Origin of the sequence: Georgenia phoenicis, from assembly GCF_047302425.1 — a bacterium.
In the GTDB taxonomy this organism is placed as follows: Bacteria; Actinomycetota; Actinomycetes; order Actinomycetales; family Actinomycetaceae; genus Oceanitalea.
Window position 1 is genome coordinate 2,995,741 of sequence record NZ_CP154855.1, and the last position, 24,435, is coordinate 3,020,175.

A 24,435-nucleotide genomic window follows, 5' to 3' on the forward strand; every position below is an offset into this window, starting at 1 on the left:
GTAGGAACCCCCATCATCGGAAGACCTCGACCCCTACCCGGCCCCCGACACGCCACTTCGCGCTGGGCGCCCGGCCGACACCGCCTCTACACCCTCATTCCGGAAGAGCCACCAAACGTGCTTCAGCGCCTCGACGACCTCAGGGAACGTGTCCTGGCTCTCGTCCACAAAGACGAACGGGAACTGCCGGCCCACAAGTTGCGCCAAGAGCCTGCTTTGGAGGATCATCTTTGGCACCATCTTTATGACGTCCGCATGGCCGACGACGCCGCGGGCATAGTCGGCCCCGATCCCGTACGTCCACCGCTTGATGTCCTTCACGGCGGCCTGCTGGTGTCGGCGCTTCTCTAAATCCGCCGCATCGTTGTCCTTCGTCGTCTGACGCGTGCCGGGCTTGTAGCTCGCTTGCTTCTCAAGAAGCCCAGTTATCTGCTCGTCGATGCGAGCCGCAACCCAGACGCCGATGTCCTTCTGGAACGGCTTCGCGAGCGCCCACAAGAAACTGTGGATAGTGGACACGGAGGCGAGACGATCGTTGCCGATTTCCTCGTGGATCTCCCGTGCGGCAATCTCGGTGTAGGTGATGCAGGCGACGCGCTGCGTCTTTGCGAGCAGTGACGGCCCGCGGGTTCTCGTGACATGTGCCAGCGCCTTCACTAGCGACGTGGTCTTACCTGACCCTGCGCCAGCTACGACTGTAAACCCGATCAGTTGATCGCGGTCCAGGATCTCTCGAATCTGGCGATCGGCGTCGGTGTCGGGCGCATCAACTCGAGACGTCATTCTGAGTCGGACCCCCCAGCTACCTGGTTGGCGAGCTCCTCCGGCACGACAAGCTCCAATTGCTCGCGCAGCCACTCAAGGCCCTCAGTAATGTATGCGGGCGATTTCCAGGACTGCTCGGCCGCCGCAATCACATTAAGAGCAAAGGCGGTCTTGTCGAAGCGCGCTCCCTTAACGCGCTTGAAGAGCTCCTCGTGCAACTCTGTGATCGACAGTTCGGACGCCTTGCCAATGCGCAGCCCCAGGTCTTTGCCCTCCACACTCTGAGTCCAGTCGAGATTCTGAAGAGCGAACGCTTCCTCCAACGTCCTACCAGCCCTAATCTCCTGGGCCGCCTGCCAGGAGACGGTCTCGTTGGTCTGATAGGCAACGCGAACCAAGCCGGGGCTGCCGTCAGGACGAACGGGCGCCTTCTGATTAGCATCGGCCGCTAGAAGTTCACTAATCTTCTCAATTTTCGGAAGCCACTGCTTCAGCGTCTCGTTAGAGGTGATTGCTCCAGGGGTATCTACCGCACAGGCAGATGCGCGCTTGCCATCTTCATCGCCTCTTCCCGTTGCGTCCGGAACAGCCACGCTGTCGAGATCCGTGATGACGAGCGTCGGAAGGCTCAGGAAGTCCACGAGCTTGGCGAACTTGTACGCGAAGGCGCCGCCGACCTCCAGGATCGTCAGGTGACACGAGCGGAGTTCAGGCACGAATCGCTCGATGACGAGTGGTAGGAGCAGGCGCTCGACGTTGCCTTCGACGAGAACGGCGGCATCGGCGAAGAAGAGATCACAGTGGGTCAACTTGATGTACTGCTGCAAGAATTCCCGCGTCGTCACCTCCTCTTCGTCGTAGAACATCGACAAATTTTTGACGTCGCTGCAATGGAGTCCGTTCGGCGCGACTGATCGACAGAAGTAGCGGATCGGTTTGAAGTTGCTCTCATAGATGATGTGCGGCGAGTGCGTCGTGACCACTAGTTGCGTCTGGAAGCCCGCCTCAGGCGCGGGCAAGATCTCGAGGATCTTCCGGATGAACACCTGCTGTAGCTGAGCGTGAAGGTGGGCCTCTGGCTCCTCGATCATAACGAGGTGAATCGGCGGACGGTCGATCTCGGCCTCCGCCCATGCCTGATGGAAATCGAGCACCTCAACCACCATGAAGATAAGGTTCTTAAAGCCAAGGCCGTTGTACTGATCGGGGAGCATTTGCTCGATGACCACGCCGGCACCCGCTGGCGCGGGTAGCGAGTAGTGGACTTTGGCGCTGGCGCTGAGGATGCCATGGGCATTGAACGATGCTTTGACGACCATGCCGGGATTGCCGACGCCGGGGTAGCCCACCTCCCCCAGTCGCGCCAGGGTCGGTCCGAAGACGTCGGCGAAGTGCTCGTTCAGACGCTCCTCCGACTCGGCAATAGCTCCAAGGGCGTCCAGGTCGCTATCCAGCTTCTGAAGACTCCGCTCATAGAAGCGACTCAGACGCCTCGAGAGGTCCTCACTTCTACCGCGCGAGTCGACATCGGACAGGTGCCGCTGCGCGTTCAGGAAGTCGACGCGGATAATCGAGTCAACGATGCTCGACGCGCCGGTTGTGTGGGCGCCAAGGAAGAAGGGCTCGTACCCGTCGTTCAGCACGAACTGGTCGTCGCACTGATTAGCGTCGAGTGCATAGTACTTGATCTCATACTCCTGCTGAAGCCGCTTCGTCAAGTACTCCACCATGGTTTGTGGCCACGGCTTGTAGAACGTCTCGACGCCACCAGTGCTTGCCTCGGCCTTCGCGCGCGCTTCCTTATAGTTCGCAACCAGTTTGGCACCGTCCCGCGGAGCGTACTCCATTCGGACACCCACGGGTTCGCCTTCCCAGTCCAGGCTTGGCAAGAGTTCGAGCACGCGGTGGAGGTTATCTTCGTCGACCTCGAACCACAGATCGAACGTGATTCGAGGAAGTTCGACGTCTGGATCCCCGTCGTCGACGTCGAAGGAGTCGAAAACCTCCCAGCAGTCGGCAGTGAAGTCGTAGATCTGAAACGGCGCACGCGGTTGCTGCGTCAGAAACATTTGGAACAGATGCGTGGCCGACGTCTTACCGCTGTTGTTTGCGCCGACAAATATAGTGCGCTCCTGCTCGAGGTCAACCCGCGCACTCTTGAGTCGCCTGAAGTTCTCAACACGAAAACACTTAATTTGCACTACGAACTCCTCGAGGGCGGCTAGCGAAACTCACGACTCTACACTAGCGCACATTCCTAGAATTGAGTGAGGTATCAACTACAGTGACTGTTTCAAGGAGGCGACCTCTACGGAATAAGGTCCTACGCCTGAGGCGGGTCGCTAACGATTCGTAAAGCAGGTCGGGGGTCTTCCGCGCCGAGCACCTCGCGCACGCGCGCAGGGTGCCACCTCAGCTCTCGCGCAAGGTCCGCCCGACCGTAGCCTGCTTGACCGGCGAGTTCCGCAGCTTGGGCGAGCATCGAGGGCACTTCTCCGGGGTAGGCGTTCACGGGTTCCGGCGTTTTCAGTCCCGAACTCCGCAACTGGTTCAACTTTTGATATCCGCGCCGTATCGACGCGTCAGAGACGGTGCCAGTCTCCTTCATCCGCAGGAGCAGCGAGTCGACGGAGACACCCCAGTGTCGCGACAACTCGTCCAGCCGCGACAAGTTCACCGTGCGTGGCAGCAGGTTGACGATCTGGGAGTGCGGCGTGAGGAACTCAGCGGCGAACTGGTCCGCTTCGCGTTCCTGCTGCTTGTCACCCGGCGCCGCCTCACCGTGCAGCAGCAAGTGCCCGAGCTCGTGCGCGACCGTGAACCGGTACACAAACACGGACTTTGCTCGTTCCGGGGTGACGACGATGACGGGCCTTGCCAGGTGGGATGTAGAAAACGCGCCAACGCGAGCGACGTCCGCGTTCGCCATGGTGAGTAGGCTGACGACGATCCCGCGCGACTCCACTAGGGCGACGAGATGCTTCACCGGCTTCACGCCGAGTCCCCATCGCGCGCGAAGTGCCTGGGCGGCGGAAAGCGGATCTGCGTGCCCCCGATTGATCGGTGGCAGATCGACCTCCGGGAAGCGGACCTTCTTCTCCAGCGCGAACGTCAGTTCCCAAACTTGCTCGATGAAGGCGATCGCCTTCGCGCGGTCCCGCGCGGACGTCGAACGCAGGCTCCGGAAGTGCGCCTGCGACCCGTCCACTCGACCGATCGGGCGCCCGGTCGCGAAGTAGTCCACGGGAACGTGCAGTTCGCGCGCCAACACGGGCAGGAGGTCACGTCGCGGCGTGGAGGACTGTGACTCGTACTGACCGATGGCCGCGGGTGTCACTCCGACGAGATCGGCGAGCTTGGCCTTAGACAGGCCTGCCGCGCAGCGCGCCTGCGTGAGGCGTGCAGGGTCGAAGCTGCCCGCGACAGTATCGAGGTCAGGGCGATCGGATGGCTCCACCAGGGAGAACAGCGTGTCCCGGTCATCCATGAGTGCCTCCATCTGCCTTTTCCTCCCTCACCCCCAGCTGAGGGCGCGGGACAGGGCCGTTCGAGAAGCCCTCGTCTTCCACAGGCTTGACATCCACCAGCGAGCCCGAGCCGACGTCTAGCAACGACTCCATCGACGCAAAGGTGAGGTAACCATCGGCTTCCATACTCGCCTCGCCCCAGTCGACGCTGTGGAGCGCAAACGGGTTGCTCGCGTAGGGCACGACGACAACACGGTAAGACGTCAGCGTCTCTTCGAGCGCCTTGGCTTCGGCGTCGAGCAACTCGCGCTCCTCCTCGGTCAGTTCCGGGTGCTCGAACTCGATATCGAGGCGCCGCTGCGCGAAATCCCGTTCCTGCCTAAAGAGGGAGGTGCGCGTGTCTGACACCGCGAAAGGACGCGATCCGATGTCCGTGGAACGCTCTCGAGCGAATCGCCAGGGGAACAGGACCACGCCGTTGAACGAGACCAGCTTGTAGCCTCGCCGCGGGATGATCTCAGCCGAAGGAAGCCGCCCGAGCACCGCCACGAACTCATCCAGGCACTTGCGCCAGATCTGCCCGTACACCCCGGTGTGCTTCATCTCGGCTTCCGCCTGCGCGTTCGCCATCTTCTCGTGGCAGTCGCGGATGATGGCCGGGATCTGCTCTCGCACCATTACCCCATCAGCTCCCAGCGTTCGCAGCGCCCACGCACGTCCCTCGTCGATCGCCACCTGAGGCTCCCTTCATTCGCCTATAGCGAAGCTATCACATCGCTTTAGTTTTCGACGCCGAACGCTCACTGGCCGTCGGCATGCCGTCGTCGACGGTCGTTACTGGCGCCAGATTTCCCATGTGGTGTTGAAGGTGCCCGCCGAACCGACCAACAGGTGCAGGCGCCGGCCCGAGGTGAGGACCCTCGTGAGCGCGGCCTGCTCGCCGTCGATCACCGCCTTATCGACCCTGATGCCGAGACGCACGGTGTCGACCATGTGGTCCGGGACGACGAGAGCCGTGAGGCGGTCCTCGGCCAGTTGAGCAGCCGGTCCTCCGCAACGAGCAGGTGCGCACTGAAGTAGCAAGTCCATTGCCGGGGGCGCACGGTGGTCGTGCCGTCCTTACGCCGCATTCCGGCCGGGGTTGAGCACCTGCGCGATCCAGGCATGACCGTGCGAGTCACTACGATCTCTCGCTCGACGAGGTCGAGCACCTGGGCGACGGCGGCGTGGTGGGCCTCGACGATGAGCTCCTGGGTGTTGGCATCGGCGAGGCCCTACAACACGGAGACCGACGTGGGGATGGAGAACGTCAGGGCGAACCCGGCGGCCGCGGTCTGCGGTCCCCATGCGGCCTACCCTGTCTGGATGCGAGTCACCTCGGCGGTGAACTCCTCAGCAGGCCATGACCGGCTGACCCGGGCGGTCAACGCCGCGGCCCGCGCGGCCCCGCTCGAGTACTCCCGGAACGGCCGGCCCAGGTTCCCTCCCGGTGACTGGGTCGTTCCCACGGCCAAGAACGTCGCAAGTTTTCCGGCGTCACCGTCATGCCGCGGCGCAGGTCGCCCGCCCTGAAGTACGCAACTCCCCCGCCCATCACAACCAGGCGGTGTGCCCGCCTCGGTGAAGTACGCCGCCGACACGCGCTCGCCCGGGTCGCGTCCCCGTCGCCCTGCATGACCGACCGAGCAGGTATCCGTACCCCCTTGCCCGCGGAGATCACCCGCATCGAGACCGTCACACCAACGAGGTGTGCCTCGGGTGCCAGAGGTGTGAGGACTACAACTCGGCCACTGCCTCCGCTCATTCTTGAGGTACCCGAGCAAGCGTGCGACCGCTCGCACGGCGGCGTGATTCTCAGCGACGAGCCCTCGGTCCCGGTCCGCATCGGGCTACACAGTGGTGCACCCTGGCACCGACGGCGCACCTGGTAGTAAGCCACAGTCATGGCCGACGTCGGTGCGCCGCCCGACCATCGATGCATGACCCCGAAGCTGACGGAGTACATCGAGGCGGGCTACTCGCTCGCCCCTGGTGAGCGCCTGGAAGCTGCTCGCGTGCTTCGGCTCAGCGTGGACCAGGACGCCGACACTGAACCGGCGGAGGTCGAGGTCGCCTGGCGCGATGAGGTCGGCTCGCGGATCGACGACATCCTCGCGGGCGATGTCGAACTGGGCGACGCGGACAAGACGTACCGGCTCCTTTCAGCTGAACTCGCGTCGAAGCGCCGGTGACGCTCGCCCAGTGCGAGCATCCCGAGGCACGCGCTGAGCTTCGTGCCGGAGCCACTTGGTACGACGACTCGGCCACAGGCCAAGAGTTCCATGATCCGACGCGACAGATACGGGAGAGCATCGCCGCGATGCCCGACCCATGGCCGCCGAGTCGCGACTGGGAATGTGAGCCGGTCGTCCAGCGCAAGGGCGTGGCCGGCTTCCCCTATCGCCATCGGGCACCTTCAGCGGCACGAGAATCCGCTGCCCCCGGAGCAAGTCGGCATGGACTGTCGGAACGTCGGGCGGGACGACCAGGTCTCGTTCGGAGAGTGCCCCTTGGGGCGCAGGTCGCTACGACACGGAAGACATGGACATAACGGTGCGCGAGGCCAGGAAGGGCGAGGACTGCACCGGCTGCGAGGGCACCACCTACATGGACGGCATGATCGGCCATCCGCCTGACTGCACTGTGGTGCAGACGTGGCTGGACGTGGGGCCCAACACCTGCGCGTGCTGCGCCGGGGCGCTTTGGGAGGAGTACACCGTGGCGGAGACGACGAGGAGGAGACGGGCCGCCCCCGCCCCGGTGCCCTCGCTCGCGGAGGCGCGGGAGGCCGCGCGCTGCGACACGGAAGTCTTCGCTCAACACCGAGAACTGCTGGCCTTCAAGCGCGAGCTGACCACCGGGGAGGCACTGATCAAGTACCTCCACACCGGCCACGTGAAGACCCACATCCGGCTTCGCTGGGCGCGGAGCTGGAGATGGACCGGCCCGGCGACCAAGCGCCCAGTCGAGGCGGTGAGAACCGAGGCGCTCTGCTAGTAACCGCTCTCGCAGGTCGTAGCGCCGTCCCTGGGGAAAGCCCTAGGGACGGCGCTACATATTCTTCTCAGCACCTTCCCGTGAAGTTTGGGCTAGAAGTTCTTCGAACGAGGCTTTCTCCCCGTACGGCAGGAGCTGCAGTTCGTAGATGGCAGCAATCTCGACCTTTTCGATTGCCGAATCCAGACCATCCGTGGAGATGTCCTCCATGACCCCTCGAAGCTCGGAAGCTTGCAGCCGCAATAGGAGCGCAGTCGCCTGACGTTCCGCGTCTCGTACGGCCGAGTGCAGTTCCCTGCCAGCCAGCACCGTGATTCGCGACGACAGTTCGGCCACACGTCGAACGACGGTCATGGCATCGAGGGGAGGTGAGGCGCCGTTAGGCGGCTGGAAGCGGCGCAACGCTGCATTGAAGTTGGGGTTGTTCAGCGCCTTGACGACCTCGGGGTCCGCATCTGCGCCGAGTACCTCCATCAACTGATCCACCGATAGACGTTGCTGGACCGCACGGGTCACCCTGACTCGGAGTGCTACGGCGATCGAACTTGCGCGCAGCTCCGCCACGTAATCCGACACCGCAGAAGTGAGCATCTCGTGGCGCGCCAACGTGTAGCGCTCTCTCCTCTCCCGTTCCGCCCGTTCAGCGTCGCTCTTGCGCTGCAACCGGGCAACGAGGTAAGTGCCCAAGATCCCAGCGAGGCCGACCACAGCCGTGACGATGATGCCGAGCGCCCCAGAGTCCATCTCGCCGAGTCACTTCGCCTTGGTAACACGGGAGATGCGTGCCTCCCCGCGCGAAGCGTGGGTATGCGGCGCTGAGTGGGGGGATTGGTACGGCATGCGTCCCAACGTACCGGCGGTTCGCCACTTTCCCAGCCCTTCGCGTGCGATGGGGGTGGGGTCACCCGTCGGCGGCGTCGGCCTTCAGGGGTCGAGCCGTAGCCGGTCGAACGGTCGCATGGAGCTGTCTCCTCGTCGTTGGGCTGCCACGGCGGAGCAGGGGAGGGCTGCACCGGGTTCCGCCGTGGGCGTGGTCCCGCCGTGGCGCTGGTCGGGGTGCGAGCGGCCCACTAGGAGGGGTTCCCCCCAGCATCCATCCTGGACCGACCCGTGCCATACCTGGAGGTCGGCGGGGTGAGGTCGATGCCCGGGGGGTCTATCAGGCTGCGGTCAGGTGGACCACGGCGATGGCATGGGGGCGGAGCACCGCGAGGCCGTGGCGGCCCTCGGCGCGCAGCTTGACCTGGTTGCGGTCATACGGTGTGGGACCCGAACATCTATCGGCGCTCGCGATGGCGCCTCCCGGAGGATGGGCAGGGCCACCGCCGGTTCCATGAGTAACACGTGCCCCCCGAGCACCTCATGGAGGGTGTCCACTACAAGCCAAAGGCCGCGCCTGCATTGGGTCGACTTGATCGCTGATCCCACAGACGTAGCGCCTCGCTGGTCATCAGCGTCGCGGCCCCCATCGCTGTCGCGCAGTCCTGGAGGGTCGCTAGCATGATTCGCGTTTCGCCACCGCCTGGTCGCGGAATGCGCTCGGTCGGACGGACGAAGAAGGGCCAAAGCCGTCCGTGGGCGGAAGCACTGGACATCCGCCATTCGCTTCGCAGAGCCCGGAGCTGCCAGGAGTCTCGTTCGCGCCTGGTGAGGTAGAGAGCTGCTTCTCGGAGAATCCTGGTGGCGTTCGGAGGCTTGCCTCCGAGTTGTTGAGCGATGGCCGTCCGCTGCCTCTTGATGCTCTCGTACCTGGCTCGCATGGCGTCCAGAAGGTCCTGTGAGACGTCTTCGTGGAGTCGGTCGTCGTCTTCCAGATAGTCTCTGAAGTAGTCGGACATGTCCTTCAGGTCGTGTTCTGCCAACGCCAGACCGCGCCGCACCCGTTCCTCGCGGTCTTCGCTGCAGAGCACCCACACCGCGTGAGATGCACCCAGGAGCGCCGACCGTGTGAGGGTGAACGGCGCCTGAGTACGCAGTGGACCTTCTTGATTAAGCACCCGCTCGACGTCATCAGCCGCGAGGCCAAGATGGTCGAAGGCTGCAAGCAGGTTCATCCGTACTAGAGAGCTAGCCGGGTACTTCGGCCAGCGTGCGTCGTCGCCAGCAAGCTCGCTCCTCGGGTGGACTTCCGGCTCACGTTGGCCGATCGCCTCCCATTCGCGGGCAGCGCCCACGACGCGCCGGAGCCGATGCCGCCAAGCCGGACCGTCAGGGCCGTCATCTGTCATACGTTCACCGTAGGGCTTGCTGGTTGACGCGTGGGCGAAGCGCCCGGTGAAGAACATGTCTGCTCACCTCCGGGTGCCCCCAGGCCGACAAGACGACCATGATCAAAGTCCCGGCCGGCGCGACCTCGCCACACGAGCAGATCATCACCTGCGAAGAGGTCTTCGAGCTCGCGGAGGACTATGGCGACGTGCACCGGCTTTCCGGGCACATCACGGCTGAGGCGCTGCAGGCGGCGCTCGAGTGCGACGCGGGGACGCTGCAGGACCTCGCCGAGGACATCGAGGCGAACAGCGCCGACGGTTAGGGTATCCGCAACGAACTGATCGCCATCGATTTAAACCGGCACGCCGAGCCGCGCCGCGCCGGCGGCTGATGGTCGCCACGGGGTGATCCACTACGTAGCCGATGGCGAGGTCGTAGCCGTCGCGTACGCCCATGAGAGGCGGCTGCCGGGGTACTGGAAGCACCGCGTGAGCGGCTGATCGACGCCTCGCCGACGGTCTCGGGCGGGGTGTCTTAGACCAGTCGCCCCCGCCGCGGCGACGATTGCCCCGTACGCACTATGACCTGGGCTGATGCTCCTCGCCAGGGTGCGTACGGGGTGCGTACGGGGTGCGTACGGGGTCAGGCACCCCGTACGTTCTCGGTAACGCACCCACGCGAGACTGGCCACATGGATCGAGCGATCGCACGTGTCGACGGTGAGCAGGCCGAGGTCGGCCCGCGCCCGGGTTCGACGAGCGTGCTTTGGGGGAAGAGAGCGGTGGTGATGACTCATCACCACCGCGGACGCGCCGGCGGGCAGGCGATTCCCTTCGGTGCAGTCGCCGACCTCGGGGGAGAGAGCGACGTTGAGGACTCCCCACCACCGCGTCCAACGTTCACTTCTCGTCGTCGCTGCTGTCACGAGGAGCGAGTGACTCGAGGATCTCGGCGGTCACCGGGTTCACCTTCTCGTCGGGCTCGATGTAGTGCTCCTTGGTGATCTGGGAGGAGGTGTGGCCGAGCATCTCGGCCGCGAGGTCCGCACCGCCGGCCCGGTCGATGACCGTCGCGACGGTCCGACGGAACGAGTGCGGCGTGACACCCGTGATGCCGGCCTCCTCCAGGATGGCGCGCAGGCGCCGGCGCACGTTGTTGGTCGTCAGCGGCGTGTGGTTGCGGCTGAAGAAGATCAGGTGCTCCGGGTCCTCGTCGGCGATCTCGGCGAGCCGCTGGCGCAGCACCTCAGCGGTGAACGAGGGCACCGCCACGGTTCGGGCCGACTTCGCGGTCTTGGGGTGCGGCTGCCGGTGGGTCGGCTTGCCCGTCGGGGACACGATCGTCCCGCTGAGCCGGACGGTGGCCGGTGAGGCGGTGTGGTCGACGTCGCACTTGCGGATCGCCAGCACCTCGCCGATCCGGGCAGAGGTGCCGAGCATGACCTCGATGATCTGGCCGAGCTGGCCGTCCGGCGGCGGTCCGGGCATCCCGGGCTCTCGGCGCCAGCCCCGCACCGCGGCTCGGATTGCGTTGACCTGCTCCAGGGTCAGGGCCATCGCCCGAGTCGGCGGCTTCCTCAACCGGGCCGTGTCCCGCACCGGGTTCTCCCGTAGCGCGTCGTAGCGGACCGCCAGGCCGAGGGCGAGGCTGAGGACGGTGCGCGCCTGCTTGGCCATGCTGTAGCTCCGGGTGGTGGCCAGCGCCTTGATGAACCTGTCGACCTTGGCGACGCTGATCTCGCGCAGCGTGTAGTGCTCGAAGGCCGGCATCACCAGCTGCCGCATGTTGCGTTCGTAGAGCGCCCTGGTGCTCGGCGCGAGCTTGCCCTCGAGATCGAGATCCTCCAGCCAGAGGTCGACGAGGCGCCCGAAGGAGGTGTCGGGCGTCAGCTCGCCGGTCCCGGTGGCGTAGTCGGCCCGCCGGGCGAGCTTCTCCTTGAGGCGATGCTCGGCCGCCTTGCGCGTCGGGCCGCGGGCCTCGACCCGCCGGAGCCGACCGTCGAGGTCCCTGACGCGCACACGAGCGCGGACCACCCCGCCCGCCAGGGCGGTGAACTCGATGTCGCCGAACGTGCCGATCAGGGTGCGGGGCCGTGCCACCTCAGCTCACCCCGCCGAGCGATCGCGGCCGTTCGCCGTGGCGTCGCGCTGGCCCTCGACCCACGCCGCGACGTCGGAGACGGCGAACCTCAGGTGCCGGCCGACCCGGAAGCCGCGCGGACCGTGCCCCGTCTGGCGCCAGTCGTAGATCGTCCGGACAGGCACGCCGAGGTACTCGGCGAGCTCTTGGATGCCCAGGAGCGGGTCCAGCCCGCTCCACTGTGTCGGTGAGGTTCCCATGCCTGCCAGGTGCGCGGGGCGCGCCGTGGTAGCCGTGACACCCCGGCAGCGACCGGCGACGACCGCGCGGCAGCCCCGACCCGACCTCGACGGAGAGGTCAAAGTGGAGGGTTTGTGGAGGGTGGATCAAATCCCTATAAGCCTCAGGCCCGGGAATCCGTGGATTCCCGGGCCTGATCTGGTAGCGGGGGCAGGATTTGAACCTGCGACCTCCGGGTTATGAGCCCGGCGAGCTACCGAACTGCTCCACCCCGCGTCGGTGAACACCACCTTACGCGGCGGTGCCCCCGGGTGGCAATCCGGCGGGCTGTGAGTCGACTCACCGCCCGCCGGACCGCCCGGTCAGCCGCCGCCGTCGTCGCCGCCCTCGGGCGGTGACTCGGCGTCGTCGGCCGGTGGCGTCTGCCCGTCGGCGGGCGCGGTGCCCGCGGCGTCGAGCTCCTGCTGGGCCTCGGCGGCCTCCTCGAGCGCGGCCTGGAGGCGGGACTGCGCCTCGCCGTAGGCGGTCCAGTCACCCTCGGTGAGGGCGGCCTGGCCCTCCTGGAGCGCCTCGTTCGCCTCGGTCAGGGCGTCGGTGAGGCGCTGCTGGGCTCCCGCGTCGACCTCCGTGGTCCCCTCGGGCTCCTCGCCCGCGGGGGTGTCGGCGGGTGTCTCGCCGACGACGTCGGCGTCACCGCCCTCCGCGCCGGAGTCGCCACCGAAGACCTGGTCGAGCGCCTCGGTCAGGGTCGGCGCGAAGCCGATCTCCTCACCGAAGGCGACGAGCACGTACTGCAGCAGCGGGTACTGCGTACCGGCCGAGGCCTGGACGTAGACCGGCTGGACGTAGAGCAGGCCGCCACCCACCGGGACGGTGAGGAGGTTGCCGTGCAGCACCTGCGACCCACCCTGCTGGAGCAGGTTGAGCTCGGTGGAGATCGTCGGGTTGGAGTTGAAGGTGTTCTGCACCTGGCCCGGGCCGGGCACCGTGACGTCCGACGGCAGCTCGAGCAGCCTCAGCTGTCCGAAGCCCTCCCTCACCTCGCCCGGTGTACTGCCGGTCTCGGAGTCCACCGCGAGGAATCCGGTGAGGATGTTCCGGTCGGTCTGACCACCCGGGATGAAGCTGGAGGTCAGGGAGAACTCGGCGGTCTCCTGCCCCGGCATCTGCATCGTGAGGTAGTACGGCGGCTGCGGCACGCCCTCGCCCGCGGTGGGGTCGTTGGGGATGTTCCAGAAGTTGCCGCCGGAGTAGAACGAGGCCGCGTCGGTGACGTGGTAACGGCTGAGCAGCTCGCGCTGGACCTTGAAGAGGTCCTCGGGGTAGCGCAGGTGGCTCATGAGGTCACCGCTGATCTCGTCCATCGGCGAGATGTGCTCGGGGAACACGTTCTGCCAGGTCTGGAGGATCGGGTCCTCCTCGTCCCACTCGTAGAGCGTGACCTCGCCGTCGTAGGCGTTGACGACCGCCTTGACGGAGTTGCGGATGTAGTTGACCTCCTCCGGCGCGGGGCCGACGACGACGCCGCCGAGCTCGTCGGTCAGGGCGTCGGTCGTCGCGTCCTCGAGGGACTCACGCGCCGAGTAGGGGTACTCGTTCGTCGTCGTGTAGCCGTCGACGATCCACACGAGCTCCTTGGGCGTGGACTCGTCGTCGTCCATGTCGACGATCGCCGGGTAGGCGCGGGCGTCGAGGGTGAGGTAGGGCGCGACCTTCTGCACGCGCTCGTGCGGGTCGCGGTCGTAGAGGATCTGGGACTCCTCGTTGACGCGGTCGGAGAAGAGGATCTGCTCCGAGCCCATGCGGATCGCGTAGAGCAGCTTGTTCCAGAAGCTGCCGAGGCTCGGTCCGCCGTCGCCCTGGTAGGTCGTGTTGACCTGGCCCTGGTCGGCGTCGTCGTCCGGGTAGTCCAGCTCCCACGGGTCGGTGCCCTCGGGGGCGCCGACGATGGAGTAGCTCGGGGTGTTCTGGCCGAAGTAGACCCGCTCCTCGTACTCCCCGATCTCACCGACGCTCGGGATGCCGTACTCGAAGAAGGCCGGCTGGCCGTCCGCGGAGACGGTGTTGCCGTAGGCCGCGACCGCGCCGAAGCCGTGGGTGTAGACCGTGTGGTCGTTGACCCAGGTGCGCTGGTCGTTGCCCAGGCCCTCCTGGTTGAGCTCACGGATCGCGATGACGGTGTCGCGCTTCTCGCCGTCGATCTCGTAGCGGTCCACCGACAGCGTCTCGTTGAAGTCGTAGTACTGGCGGTTCTGCTGGAGCTGGCGGAAGGTCGGGCTGACGATGTTGGGGTCGAGCAGGCGGATGCTGGCGGTCGACTCGGTGTCGTTGCGCAGCTGCCCCGCCTCGGCCTCGGTGACGGCGTCGTAGGTCTGGCTCTCGACGTCGTCGAGCCCGTAGGCGGCGAGCGTCGCCTCGATGTTGCGCTGGATGAAGGGCGACTCCGCCTCGACGGCGTTGGGGGTCACCTGGAAGCGCTGGACGATCGCGGGGTAGATCCCACCGATGACGACGCCGGAGACGATCATGACGCCGACACCCGCGGCGGGCAGCAGCCAGCTGCCGCGGAAGGCGGCGACGATGAAGAGCACCGCGATGATGACGGCGATGATCGCAAGGATCTCCCGGCCCGGGAGGTTGGCGTTGATGTCGGCGTAGGACGCGCCCGCGAAGCGCTCGTTCTGCCCGACGAGCAGCGAGTAGCGGTCCAGCCAGTAGTTCGCCCCGATGAGGAGGACGAAGACCGCCGCCATGACCGACAGCTGGACCCGCGCGGCGCGCGTGACCCGCTGGGGGCGGCCGGCGAGCTGGATGCCGCCGTAGAGGTAGTGCGTGACGAGCGAGGCCACGAGGGTGATGAGGACGACCGTCATGAGGAAGGAGACGAGCGTGCGCAGCACCGGCAGCGTGAAGACGAAGAAGCCGATGTCGATCCCGAACTCGGGGTCGTTCGTGCCGAAGGGCTCACGGTTGAGCCACATGAGCACCGCGCGCCAGTTCCCGCTCGCGGAGATGCCGGAGAAGATGCCCAGCACGATCGGGGCGCCGATCATGACGAGGCGGCGCAGCGGCTCCACGCTCTCGCGGTAGCGATCGAGGTTCTGCTGCTCGGGGGTGACCGGCGCGTAGATCGGCCGGGAGCCGTAGGCCAGGCGCAGGCCCAGCCAGACGGAGGCGCCCATGACGAGGAAGCCGACGACGAAGAGCACCGCGCGGGTGATCCACTCCCGCCACAGGACGTCCTCGAAGTCCAGGTGCGAGAACCACAGCACCTCCGTCCAGAACTGGGCGACGAGCATGAGGAGCGCGGCCAGCACGCCGAGGACGACGAGCGTGGGCACGAGCGCGCCGCGTCGTCGGCCCCCCGCGGGCCGTGGTGGGCGTGGGACGGAGGAAGTTGTCACGTGGTGGCACCTTCGGTCGTGGAGCTGACGGTGGGCGGCTGTCTGTGTCGCCCCTGCTGGGGCAACGCGCCACCCGCCTCCTAGGTTCCCATATCCCACGGTCGCCTCCCCCGGCCGGGGTGCGCGATCATGAGCGCATGACGACTTCCCCCACCGACCCGAGCCCCCGCCAGCGCGCCCTCACCGAGGCCGTCGTCGACATCGAGCGGCACGTGAGCTCGCTCGGCTGGGACTCACCGGTCCTCGTCTTCTCGCTCGTGCGCACCGCCGCGGCGCTCGCGGTCAACCCCGCCCTGGCCGGCGAGCTGCCCGAGGGCGCGGAGGAGTCGGCGCGGCTCGACCCCGAGCACCTGCTGTCCATCGAGCAGGACGGTCTGCCGCAGGCGGACACCCTCGAGGAGCTCCTCGCCCAGCTGGGCTGGCCCGAGGAGGTCGACGGCGCCGCGATCGTCGTCGAGCGCATCGTCGTGCCGCCGGAGGCCGAGGCCGACATGCCGCGCGACCCCGACGCGGCCGTCGCCTACCTCGAGGCCCACCCCGACCGCCAGGACGTGCGGATCGTCGCCGGGGTGCTGCGCAGCGGGGAGTCCTGGTGCGCGCTGCGCTCGCGCAACCACGACACCGACGACGCCGTCGGCGGCTCCCCCGACGCCGTGCCGGGGCTCGTCGAGGCGCTGCGCGCGACCTTCTCCTGATTCCCTAAGGCGCCGGGCAGCGCTCCAGATCCGCCGTCGCGCCCTCGGCCACGGCCTCGAGCGCCGTCACGGCGTCGGACACCGTGTCGACGGCGACGACCTCGAGCCCGTCCGGGACCGCACCGACGACCTCGTCGCAGTTCTCGACGGGCGCCAGGAACCACTCGGCACCGTCGCGGACGGCGCCGGCCATCTTCTGCGCGATCCCGCCGATCGGGCCGACGTCGCCGGCGAGGTCGACGGTCCCCGTCCCCGCGACGACCGCGCCGCCGGTGAGGGAGCCGGGCGTGAGGATGTCGACGATCCCGAGAGTGAGCATGAGCCCGGCGCTCGGTCCGCCGATGTTCTCGATGGCGAACTCGACGTCGACGGGCAGCTCGACGTCGGGCGAGATCATGACGCCGAGGAGGCTGCCGCCGTCGCCGTCGTCGCTGGTGACGACCTCGACCTCGGTCTGCTCCCCCTCCCGCTCGACGCCGAGCGTGACGGTGGACCGGGGCGGGGTGCCGGCGAGGACCTCGCTGAGCACGGCGAAGGAGCTGAGCTCGGTCGGCGGGCCGCCGGCCGAGATGCTCACGAGCGTGTCGCCCTCCTCGAGCAGCCCGGCGGTCGGGCCGTGCGGGCTCGTGCCCGCCACGCGCAGCTCGGTCGGCACGTCGTAGCCGAGCTCGGTGAGCGCCACGACGGTGGCGTTGGTCTGCGAGGAGCTCATCTGCAGGCTCGACTCCTCCTCCACGTCCTCGCGCGTCTGCTCCGGGTCGAAGGCGGCCTCACGGGGCACGACCGTCGTCGTCCCGGACAGCCAGCCGCTGACCACCTGGGCCGCGGTGGCCGGGAACCCGGGGCCGCCTCGCGTGGAGACGGTCGTGAGGCGCAGCTCGCCCTCGGTGGGGTAGGTCTCCACGCCCTCGACCGTGATGAGCGGCTCGTCCTCGGCGACCTCGCCGAGGGTGTCGACGGTGGGGCCGGGGCTCTGGATCGCGTAGGGCGGGGTCACGAAGAGCATGGCGAGGGCGAGGACGAAGGTGACCGCGCAGGCCACCGCCGCCGTCACCGTCCGCGGGGTGAGCAGCGGCCGGTCGGTGGTGAGGTCGGGGCGCACCGCCACATCATCACCCCGCCACGCCCCCGGGCCGAACCGTCGGGCCCCGTCACGCCCTGGGCGAAACCGCTCGGGCCGCGCACCGGCGGCCCCGGTCCCGGGGGTTACCGTGGTGCCTCCCGAAGGATCGGAGCTGCCCCATGAGCCAGGACCCGCGAGCCGGAGACGAGAGCTGGGAGGCGCTGCTGCGCTCCATGCTCGGCCCGCAGGCCGCCGAGGACGCGATGGCCGCGATGCGCGCCGCCGGCCTCGACCCCGAGACGATGGCCAACGCCGCCGGGCTGCCGCAGGACCGCAACCAGCTGGCGATGATGCTCAGCCAGATGCAGCACATCCTCGCGGCCGGCGGCACCGACCCGGTCAACTGGGCCCTCGCCGGGGACGTCGCCACCCAGGTGGTCCGCCAGCACGGTGACGTCACCGTCACCGCCGCGCAGGCCGCCGAGGTCACCGACGCCCTGCGTGTCGCGGACCTGTGGCTCGACGCCGTCACCGAGCTGGGCCCGAGCGGGGGCGCCACCCGCGCCTGGTCGCGCTCGGACTGGGCGCGCGAGACGCTGCCGACGTGGAAGAAGCTCGCCGAGCCCATCGCCACCTCCGTGGCGCGCGCGCTCGAGCGCGTCCTGGAGGAGCAGACCCGCGAGCTCGGTGACCACCCCCTCGCCGCCGGTCTCGGTGCCGGGGCGGGCGGCGGGATGATCCGCCAGCTCGGCGGCGCCGTCTTCGGCATGCAGGTCGGGCAGGCCGTCGGCACCCTCGCCGGCGAGGCCTTCGGCGCCTCCGACACCGGGCTCCCGCTGGTCGAGGGTCCCGACGCCGCGCTCGTCCCCGCGAACGTCGCCGCCTTCACCGAGGGCCTGGATGCCCCGGCGGAGGAGGTGCGCCTCTTCCTCGCGGTCCGGGAGGTCGCCCACGCGCGGCTCTTCGCCCACGTGCCGTGGCTGCGCTCCCACCTGCTCGGCACGGTCGAGGCCTACGCCCGCGAGATCTCCATCGACACCGGCGCCATCGAGGAGGCCGTCCGCTCCATCGACCCCAGCGACCCCGACGCGCTGCGCGAGGCCTTCTCCGGCGGGGTCTTCGCCCTCGAGCAGAGCGAGGCCCAGCGCGCCGCGCTCGTCCGCCTCGAGACGGCCCTGGCCCTCGTCGAGGGCTGGGTCGAGGTCGTCACCGGGCTGGCCGTCGCCCCGCACCTGCCGCACGCGGTGCCGCTGCGGGAGATGGTGCGCCGGCGCCGCGCCGCCGGCGGGCCCGCCGAGCAGACCTTCGCCTCGCTCGTGGGGCTGGAGCTGCGGCCGCGCCGGCTGCGCGAGGCCGCCGCGCTGTGGACGCACCTGGCGGAGCAGCGCGGCACCGAGGCCCGGGACGCGCTGTGGTCGCACCCCGACCTCATGCCCACCGCCGAGGAGCTCGACGACCCGCAGGGCTTCGTCGCCGCGCGCGACGCCGCGGCTTCCGCCGAGGGCGACGTCGACGCGGCGCTCGCCAGCATCTTCGCCGAGGCCGAGCAGGAGACCCCCGGTGACGAGGAATCCGCCGCGGACGACGACGGCGAGGACGAGCCCCGCTAGTCCTCCGCGCCGCCCGGCTCGGGTGCCGCCTGGCCCTCCTGCCGGCGGGCGAAGGAGACGCCGTCGAGGAAGCCGCGGGCCCGCTCGGACTGCGGGTAGCGCTCCACCCAGGCCCAGAAGTCGGGCCCGTGGCCGCCGACGAGCAGGTGCGCCAGCTCGTGGACGAGGACGTAGTCCAGCACCCACGTGGGCATGCCCTTGACGTGGTCGGAGATCCGGATCGTGCCAGTGCTGGGCGTGCAGGAGCCCCAGCGCGTGGTCTGGTTACCGACCCACGCCACCGAGCGAGGACGGGCGCGACCCTCGAGGTAGCGCTCCGACAGCTGCTCGGCACGGGCGGCGAGCTGCGCGTCGGAGGGACGGCGCCGGCGGCCGGTGCGCTCGAGCCGCTCGACCATCCGCGCCACCCACTCCGCCTCCTCGGCGGCGGTGAAGCGGTCGGGGATGGCGACGACGGTGCGCCCGTTCTCGTGGAAGGCCTGCACCGTCCGCGTGCGGCGGCGGCTGCGCCGGACCTCGATCTGGGACATGCGACCAATCTACGGGCAGCCTCCGACACCCCCGGCGCCGGGCGTCGGCCCGTGCACAGGTCGCCGCTGTCCACAGGACGGTGGGGCACCCGAGCGCCCGGGGGCCGGCCGCTGCCATCCTCGGTGGTGGGAGGGCAGATGCGACTACGACCAGGCACGCACGTGCTGTGGCGCCAGGAGGGCAGCAGCCAGGTGCACGCGGACCCGGATCTCGCCGTCGTGCTCGAGGGCCTCAGCGGTGAGGAGCAGCGGCTCCTCGACGGGCTCGAGCGGGAGACGAGCGAGCAGGCGGTCCTCGCCCGCGGGCGGGAGCTGGGGGTGCGTGCGCCCCGGGTGCGCGAGCTGCTGGCGGCGCTCGACGCCTGCGGCGCCGTGGAGCACGCACGCGACCCGGGCCTCGACCACCTCGGGCTCGGCGCCGAGGTGGACCACTGGTCCCGGGTGCGGCAGCGGGACGCGAGCGAGGTCGTCGCCGCCCGCGGTGAGACGGTCGTCGCGGTCCTGGGTCTGGGCAGGCTCGGGATGCTCGTCGCCTCCGGGCTCGCGGCCGCGGGGGTGGGGACGCTGCTCGTGGAGGACCGGGCGCGGGTGAGGCGCGACGACGTCGGGCTCGGCGGCTACGGCCTGCACGACGTGGGCAAGGAGCGCGGCGAGCGGGGGCGTGCGGTGCTGCGGCTGGCGCACCCGCACCTGCGCACGTCCGCACCGCCGCGCACCCGGCCCGACGTCGTCGTCCTCGTCGAGCAGGACGTCAGCGACCCGGTGCGGCTGCGCCCGCTCGTGCGGGAGGACGTCGTCCACCTGCTCGTCGTCGTGCGGGAGGTGGACGTCGTCGTCGGGCCGCTCGTCACCCCGGGCGTGGGGCCGTGCGGGCGCTGCGTCGACCTGCACCGCACCGCCGCGGACGAGCGCTGGCCGGCGGTGGCCACGCAGCTGCTCGGCACGCCGTCGCGGGGCGTGGAGGCCTGCACCTGCCTCCTCGCGGCGGCCGTCACGGTCGGCCAGGTCGTGGCCCACCTCGACGGCACCCCGGTGGCGACGGCGGGCACGAGCCTCGTCGTCGACGCCCGCCGGCCGGTGCCCCGGACACAGCAGTGGCCGGTGCACCCGGACTGCGGGTGCACCGGCCTGCCGTCGCGGACGGGGGTGGTGCCCGCCCGGGCCTGACTCAGGCCGCGGGGTGGTGCTTGCGTGGGCGGCCGCGACCGCGCTTGGTCGCGACGACCTCGCCGCCGACGAACACCTCGCCGCCCCACACACCCCAGGGCTCGGCGCGGTCGATCGCGCCGGCGAGGCAGGCCTCGCGGACGGGGCAGGTGCGGCACAGCGTCTTGGCGAACTCGACGTCCGCCTGGCGCTCGGCGAACCAGAGGTCGGGGTCCTCCGTGTCCTGGCACGGGGCCACCGCGGTCGGCTCGACCAGGGCGAGCACGTCCGTCTCAGGCAGCGGCCACGACTGTGAGGACCCCTGGGTGAGTCGGTCGAGAAGGGTGGTGAGTTGCACGAGTGTCTCCGTGAGTGCGAAGCCGGGTCTGGACGGACCTGCGGCGATCCCCGGGAGGGGCGAACCGCGGTCGGGAGCTGCGCGGTCCGGCGGAGAACGTGTGCGGTTCTACGGCGTCCGGAGCGCGCGGCCCTCGGCGTAGCCGACGGGCGCGGGGCGAAGGCGGGAGCAGTCCCGGGTGAACCAGGGCATAGCTCGGCCCAGCCCACGGCTGGCGGCATCCATCGAGATGATGGTGATCACGTCGGTTCACCTCCCCTTCGCACATGGGAGCCCCTGTGTGCTGGCTAGGCACGGGCCCCGACTCGGTCACGGACGAGAGGGACACTACGCCCGCCCTGTGACGGGGGGCAAGGTATTTATCGCGGAGATTTTCGCGAACGTCTCCAAGGGGCCGGAACGCCGTCGTTCCGCGGCTCAGGCGCCGGGCGGCTCGACGAGGACCTCCTCGCCGCGGACGACGGCGAGGACGGCCGGCCCGTAGGCCTCGAGCTTGGCGGCACCGATGCCGCGCAGGATCCCGAGCTGGCGCAGGTCCTTGGGCCGGGCCTCGGCGATGGCGGCGAGGGTGGTGTCGTGGAGGATCGTGTGCAGCGGCTTGCCGGTGGCCATGGCCACCTGGCTCCGCCATGCGCGCAGCCGCTCGACGAGAGCGGCGCCCTCGGGGTCGGACTCGGCGAGCTCGGCCAGGCGGTCGCGCCGGGGGGCGCGGGCCGCGGGGCGGCGGCGCGTGGTGCCCTCCTCCGGCCACAGCCCGTCGAGGAAGCGCGAGGGCTTGCGGCTGGCGCGCCCGCCCACGGTGCGCGCGCGGGCGTAGGAGATCATGAGGTGCTCGCGGGCGCGGGTGATCCCGACGTAGAGGAGCCGCCGCTCCTCGGCGATCGCGTCGTCGGTCTCGGCCATGGAGATGGGCAGCAGGCCCTCGCTCACCCCGACGAGGAAGACGGCGTCCCACTCCAGGCCCTTGGCCGCGTGGAGGGAGGCGAGGGTGACCCCCGAGACGGTGGGCGCGTGCTGCGCGCTGGCCCGCTCCTCGAGCTCTGCGACGAGGCCGGCGAGGTCGGCGCCGCGGGCGGCGGCGATCTCGTCCGCGAGGGCGACGAGCGCCTGTAGCGACTCCCACCGTTCCCGGACGGCGCCACGCGCCGCCGGGGGCTCCGGCGCCCAGCCCATCCCGGCGAGGACGTCGCGGACGGCCTCGGGCATGGAGTGGCCGGCCATCGTGCGCGCGGCCCCGCGCAGGAGGACGACGGCCTCGCGCACCTCCCGGCGGGAGAAGAAGCGCTCCCCGCCCCTCACGAGGTAGCCGATGTCCGCCTGGGTGAGGGCCTGCTCCAGCGCCTCGGCCTGCCCGTTGGTGCGGTAGAGGACGGCGATCTCGCTGCGCGGCACCCCGGACTTCTCCAGGGCCGCGATCCGGGCGGCGACGCCGGCGGCCTCGGCGACGTCGTCGTCGAAGGCCTCGAAGCGGACCGCCGGGCCGGAGGGCCGCTGGGCGACGAGTTGCACGGCGGCGCTGGAGCGATGGCGCCCGGCGCGCTCGAGGACGCTGTTGGCGAGGGACACCACCTGGGGGGTGGAGCGGTAGTCCCGCACGAGCCGGACGACCTCCGCGCCGGGGAAGCGGCGCGGGAAGTCGGTGAGGAAGCGCGGGGTGGCCCCGGTGAAGGAGTAGATCGTCTGGGAGACGTCACCGACCACGCACAGCTCCTTGCGGTCCCCGAGCCACAGGTCGAGGAGCCGCTGCTGGAGCGGGGAGACGTCCTGGTACTCGTCGACGACGAAGTGGCGGTACTGGCGGCGGACCTCGGCGGCGACGTCCGCCCGCTCCTCGAGGATGCCGACCATGAGGAGGAGGACGTCCTCGAAGTCGATGACGCCGCGCTCGGTCTTGGCGTCCTCGTACACCTCGAGCAGCCGGGCCACCGTCGCGCGGTCCTGTCCCGCCGCCTCCTCCCGGCCCGCAGAGGCGGCCCGCGCGGCGTAGTCCTCGGCGGTGACGAGACTGACCTTGGCCCACTCGATCTCCGCGGCGAGGTCCCGGATGCTCACCCTGTCCACCGCCAGACCCAGCCGCGAGGCAGCCTCAGCAACGAGCGGCGCCTTGTGCTCCTGGATCTTCGGCAGCCCGCCCCCGATGGCGGCGGGCCAGAAGTAGGACAGCTGGCGCAGCGCGGCAGCGTGGAAGGTCCGGGCCTGCACGCCGCCCACCCCGAGGTCGCGCAGCCGGGAGCGCATCTCCCCCGCCGCACGCGCCGTGAAGGTCACGGCCAGCACGGTCGTCGGGCTGTACACGCCGGCGCTCACGCCGTGGGCGATGCGGTAGGTGATCGCGCGGGTCTTGCCGGTGCCCGCACCGGCGAGGACGCACAGCGGCCCGGTGAGGGTCTGGGCCACGGCGCGCTGGTCGTCGTCGAGAGCGGCGAGGAGCTCCTCGCTGCTGGGGGTGGTCGTGCTGCTCATCGCCGCCAGTGTCTCAGCCGCCGCCCACACGTGGCCGAGCCGTCCCCAGCTCCCCGGGATGATCCCGTCGAGGCGGGGCGTTATGGTCGGCGAACCCGACAGAAGGAGCACCTCGATGAGCACGACGACGCCCGAGCCCGGCACCATCACGATGTACACGACCACGTGGTGCGGCTACTGCCGGCGGCTGAAGAAGCAGCTCGACGGCGAGGGCATCGGCTACCGCGAGGTCAACATCGAGGAGGACCCGCAGGCCGCGAGCTTCGTCGAGGAGGTCAACGGCGGCAACCAGACCGTCCCGACCGTCCTGTTCCCCGACGGCTCCGCCGCGACGAACCCCTCGCTCAACGAGGTGAAGACCCGCCTGGGCTGAGCGGGCCGCCGTACCAGTCCTCGATGAGCGAGCGCGCGATCGAGGACAGCGAGGGCAGCAGCACCGTCCCCTCCGCGACCGCCGCCGTGAGCTCCTCGCGCGTGAAGAAGCGGGCCTCGGTGAGCTCGACGCCGTCGACGGTCACCTCCGTGCCCGCCCCCGGGGCGACCTCCGCCCGGAAGGCGGTCATGAGGGAGCAGGGGAAGGGCCAGGGCTGGCTGCCCTCGTAGCGCACCGCGCCGACGACGACGCCAGTCTCCTCGGCCACCTCCCGCCGCACCGCCGCCTCCAGCGACTCCCCCGGCTCCACGTAGCCGGCCAGGGTGGAGAAGCGGTGGTCGGGCCAGTGGGCGGCGTGGCCGAGCAGCAGCCGGTCCTCGGCGTCGACGACGGCCATGATGACCGCTGCGTCGGTGCGCGGGTAGTGCAGCGAGTGGTCGACGACGCACCGGCGCACCCAGCCCGCCTCGAGGACCTCCGTGGCCTCGCCGCAGCGCGGGCAGCGCGGGTTGCGCTCGTGCCACGCGGCGAGGGCGACCGCCGTCGTCCCCAGGCCGGTGTCCCGGTCGCTCAGCCGGTCCCCGAGCTCGCGCAGGTGGCGCATCTCGAGCCCCGAGAGGAGCCGTACGAGCGGGGCGTCGGTGTCGACGGGCGCGCCGTCGAGGTCGCGCTCGGAGCCGAGGTGGCCGGGCAGGACGAGCGCGACGAAGCGCGCCTCCCCCTCGCGGCCGAGGTAGTGGACCTGCTCGGCCGTCCACGCCTCCGCGGGCACGTCGGCCGCGCGGAGCAGGGCGAGCCCCTCCTCCCCCGCCCCCACGAGGCCGCGGTGGACGAGCACGACGCGCGTGGCGGCGTCGTCCCGGAGCTCGGCGAGGAGGCCGGGGCGGGTGCGGGAGGCGCCGTCGGCGTCGATGGTCGTCCGGGCGAGGGGGAGCTGGGTGAGGGCCACCCGGGCACCGTATCCGCAGGCCGATCTCGAGGCGCGCCGCGGCCGC

General features: G+C 69.6%; 23 protein-coding genes and 1 tRNA gene. 7 read left to right on the plus strand and 17 right to left on the minus strand.

Features of this window, described 5'->3' with window-relative positions; all coding sequences use genetic code 11:
* Positions 1-33 precede the first annotated feature (33 nt).
* The 5 genes from AA0005_RS14235 to AA0005_RS14255 all read right to left on the minus strand — a co-directional run bounded on the left by AA0005_RS14235 (position 34) and on the right by AA0005_RS14255 (position 5,225).
* Entirely contained in the window at positions 34-783 is a 750-nt protein-coding gene (locus AA0005_RS14235) for a UvrD-helicase domain-containing protein (protein ID WP_413450792.1), read from the minus strand.
* Positions 780-2,966 carry an ATP-dependent endonuclease gene (locus tag AA0005_RS14240; protein WP_413450793.1) on the minus strand — a complete coding sequence of 729 codons (2,187 nt, stop codon included), beginning with the start codon at positions 2,964-2,966 and terminating at the stop codon, positions 780-782. Before AA0005_RS14240 ends, AA0005_RS14235 begins: the two co-directional genes overlap by 4 nt.
* Before the next feature lie 122 nt (positions 2,967-3,088).
* Positions 3,089-4,252, minus strand: a complete 1,164-nt coding sequence (locus AA0005_RS14245) for an XRE family transcriptional regulator (protein ID WP_413450794.1) — start codon at positions 4,250-4,252, stop codon at positions 3,089-3,091.
* Positions 4,245-4,967, minus strand: coding sequence for a hypothetical protein (locus AA0005_RS14250; RefSeq protein ID WP_413450795.1), 723 nt, complete (start codon positions 4,965-4,967; stop codon positions 4,245-4,247). The genes AA0005_RS14245 and AA0005_RS14250 overlap by 8 nt, the downstream gene beginning before the upstream one ends.
* Positions 4,968-5,066: 99 nt before the next feature.
* On the minus strand, positions 5,067-5,225 hold the full coding sequence (locus AA0005_RS14255; protein WP_413450796.1) for a hypothetical protein: 159 nt from the start codon (positions 5,223-5,225) through the stop codon (positions 5,067-5,069).
* Between the two features lie 986 nt (positions 5,226-6,211).
* On the opposite strand from AA0005_RS14255, the gene AA0005_RS14260 reads away from it, so the two are divergent.
* Both AA0005_RS14260 and AA0005_RS14265 read left to right on the plus strand, forming a co-directional pair.
* The gene (locus AA0005_RS14260; protein ID WP_413450797.1) at positions 6,212-6,463 is read left to right on the plus strand and encodes a hypothetical protein; all 252 of its coding nucleotides are present in this window, start codon (positions 6,212-6,214) and stop codon (positions 6,461-6,463) included.
* 361 nt (positions 6,464-6,824) lie between these two features.
* On the plus strand, positions 6,825-7,268 hold the full coding sequence (locus AA0005_RS14265) for a hypothetical protein (RefSeq protein ID WP_413450798.1): 444 nt from the start codon (positions 6,825-6,827) through the stop codon (positions 7,266-7,268).
* 54 nt (positions 7,269-7,322) lie between these two features.
* Here the strand turns inward: AA0005_RS14265 and AA0005_RS14270 are convergent, their stop codons facing one another.
* Positions 7,323-8,012, minus strand: coding sequence for a hypothetical protein (locus tag AA0005_RS14270; protein WP_413450799.1), 690 nt, complete (start codon positions 8,010-8,012; stop codon positions 7,323-7,325).
* 632 nt (positions 8,013-8,644) lie between these two features.
* Positions 8,645-9,553, minus strand: a complete 909-nt coding sequence (locus AA0005_RS14275) for a hypothetical protein (protein WP_413450800.1) — start codon at positions 9,551-9,553, stop codon at positions 8,645-8,647.
* Positions 9,554-9,594: 41 nt separating this feature from the next.
* Here AA0005_RS14275 and AA0005_RS14280 point away from each other — a divergent pair, with 41 nt between their 5' ends.
* Positions 9,595-9,801 carry a hypothetical protein gene (locus AA0005_RS14280; RefSeq protein ID WP_413450801.1) on the plus strand — a complete coding sequence of 69 codons (207 nt, stop codon included), beginning with the start codon at positions 9,595-9,597 and terminating at the stop codon, positions 9,799-9,801.
* Positions 9,802-10,378: 577 nt separating this feature from the next.
* Here AA0005_RS14280 and AA0005_RS14285 read toward each other — a convergent pair.
* The 4 genes from AA0005_RS14285 to AA0005_RS14300 all read right to left on the minus strand — a co-directional run bounded on the left by AA0005_RS14285 (position 10,379) and on the right by AA0005_RS14300 (position 15,202).
* Positions 10,379-11,578 carry a tyrosine-type recombinase/integrase gene (locus tag AA0005_RS14285; protein ID WP_413450802.1) on the minus strand — a complete coding sequence of 400 codons (1,200 nt, stop codon included), beginning with the start codon at positions 11,576-11,578 and terminating at the stop codon, positions 10,379-10,381.
* A gap of 6 nt (positions 11,579-11,584) precedes the next feature.
* Positions 11,585-11,818 (minus strand): helix-turn-helix domain-containing protein, encoded by a 234-nt coding sequence (locus AA0005_RS14290; RefSeq protein WP_413450803.1) that lies wholly within the window; start codon positions 11,816-11,818, stop codon positions 11,585-11,587.
* Between the two features lie 179 nt (positions 11,819-11,997).
* A tRNA-Met gene (locus tag AA0005_RS14295) sits at positions 11,998-12,074 on the minus strand.
* A gap of 86 nt (positions 12,075-12,160) precedes the next feature.
* Positions 12,161-15,202 carry a UPF0182 family protein gene (locus tag AA0005_RS14300; RefSeq protein ID WP_413450804.1) on the minus strand — a complete coding sequence of 1,014 codons (3,042 nt, stop codon included), beginning with the start codon at positions 15,200-15,202 and terminating at the stop codon, positions 12,161-12,163.
* A gap of 137 nt (positions 15,203-15,339) precedes the next feature.
* On the opposite strand from AA0005_RS14300, the gene AA0005_RS14305 reads away from it, so the two are divergent.
* On the plus strand, positions 15,340-15,897 hold the full coding sequence (locus tag AA0005_RS14305; protein ID WP_413450805.1) for a PPA1309 family protein: 558 nt from the start codon (positions 15,340-15,342) through the stop codon (positions 15,895-15,897).
* Positions 15,898-15,901: 4 nt separating this feature from the next.
* Here the strand turns inward: AA0005_RS14305 and AA0005_RS14310 are convergent, their stop codons facing one another.
* Entirely contained in the window at positions 15,902-16,999 is a 1,098-nt protein-coding gene (locus AA0005_RS14310) for a PDZ domain-containing protein (protein WP_413450806.1), read from the minus strand.
* Positions 17,000-17,139: 140 nt separating this feature from the next.
* Here AA0005_RS14310 and AA0005_RS14315 point away from each other — a divergent pair, with 140 nt between their 5' ends.
* The gene (locus AA0005_RS14315; RefSeq protein ID WP_413450807.1) at positions 17,140-18,570 is read left to right on the plus strand and encodes a zinc-dependent metalloprotease; all 1,431 of its coding nucleotides are present in this window, start codon (positions 17,140-17,142) and stop codon (positions 18,568-18,570) included.
* Here AA0005_RS14315 and AA0005_RS14320 read toward each other — a convergent pair.
* The gene (locus tag AA0005_RS14320; RefSeq protein ID WP_413450808.1) at positions 18,567-19,100 is read right to left on the minus strand and encodes a M48 family metallopeptidase; all 534 of its coding nucleotides are present in this window, start codon (positions 19,098-19,100) and stop codon (positions 18,567-18,569) included. The genes AA0005_RS14315 and AA0005_RS14320 overlap by 4 nt on opposite strands.
* 138 nt (positions 19,101-19,238) lie before the next feature.
* On the opposite strand from AA0005_RS14320, the gene AA0005_RS14325 reads away from it, so the two are divergent.
* Positions 19,239-20,267, plus strand: a complete 1,029-nt coding sequence (locus tag AA0005_RS14325) for a thiamine biosynthesis protein ThiF (protein WP_413450809.1) — start codon at positions 19,239-19,241, stop codon at positions 20,265-20,267.
* A 1-nt stretch (position 20,268) separates the two neighbouring features.
* On the opposite strand, the gene AA0005_RS14330 is transcribed toward AA0005_RS14325, so the two are convergent.
* The 3 genes from AA0005_RS14330 to AA0005_RS14340 form a co-directional block, all read right to left on the minus strand.
* The gene (locus AA0005_RS14330) at positions 20,269-20,532 is read right to left on the minus strand and encodes a WhiB family transcriptional regulator (protein WP_413453103.1); all 264 of its coding nucleotides are present in this window, start codon (positions 20,530-20,532) and stop codon (positions 20,269-20,271) included.
* 180 nt (positions 20,533-20,712) lie between these two features.
* Positions 20,713-20,847, minus strand: a complete 135-nt coding sequence (locus AA0005_RS14335; RefSeq protein WP_413450810.1) for a hypothetical protein — start codon at positions 20,845-20,847, stop codon at positions 20,713-20,715.
* 174 nt (positions 20,848-21,021) lie between these two features.
* Positions 21,022-23,067, minus strand: a complete 2,046-nt coding sequence (locus tag AA0005_RS14340) for an ATP-dependent DNA helicase UvrD2 (protein ID WP_413450811.1) — start codon at positions 23,065-23,067, stop codon at positions 21,022-21,024.
* Positions 23,068-23,182: 115 nt separating this feature from the next.
* On the opposite strand from AA0005_RS14340, the gene AA0005_RS14345 reads away from it, so the two are divergent.
* Entirely contained in the window at positions 23,183-23,440 is a 258-nt protein-coding gene (locus AA0005_RS14345) for a mycoredoxin (protein ID WP_413450812.1), read from the plus strand.
* Here the strand turns inward: AA0005_RS14345 and nudC are convergent.
* A complete protein-coding gene (gene nudC / locus AA0005_RS14350) occupies positions 23,412-24,389 on the minus strand; it encodes an NAD(+) diphosphatase (RefSeq protein ID WP_413450813.1) in 978 nt (325 codons plus the stop codon). The two genes, AA0005_RS14345 and nudC, sit on opposite strands and share 29 nt — an antisense overlap.
* Positions 24,390-24,435 lie beyond the last annotated feature (46 nt).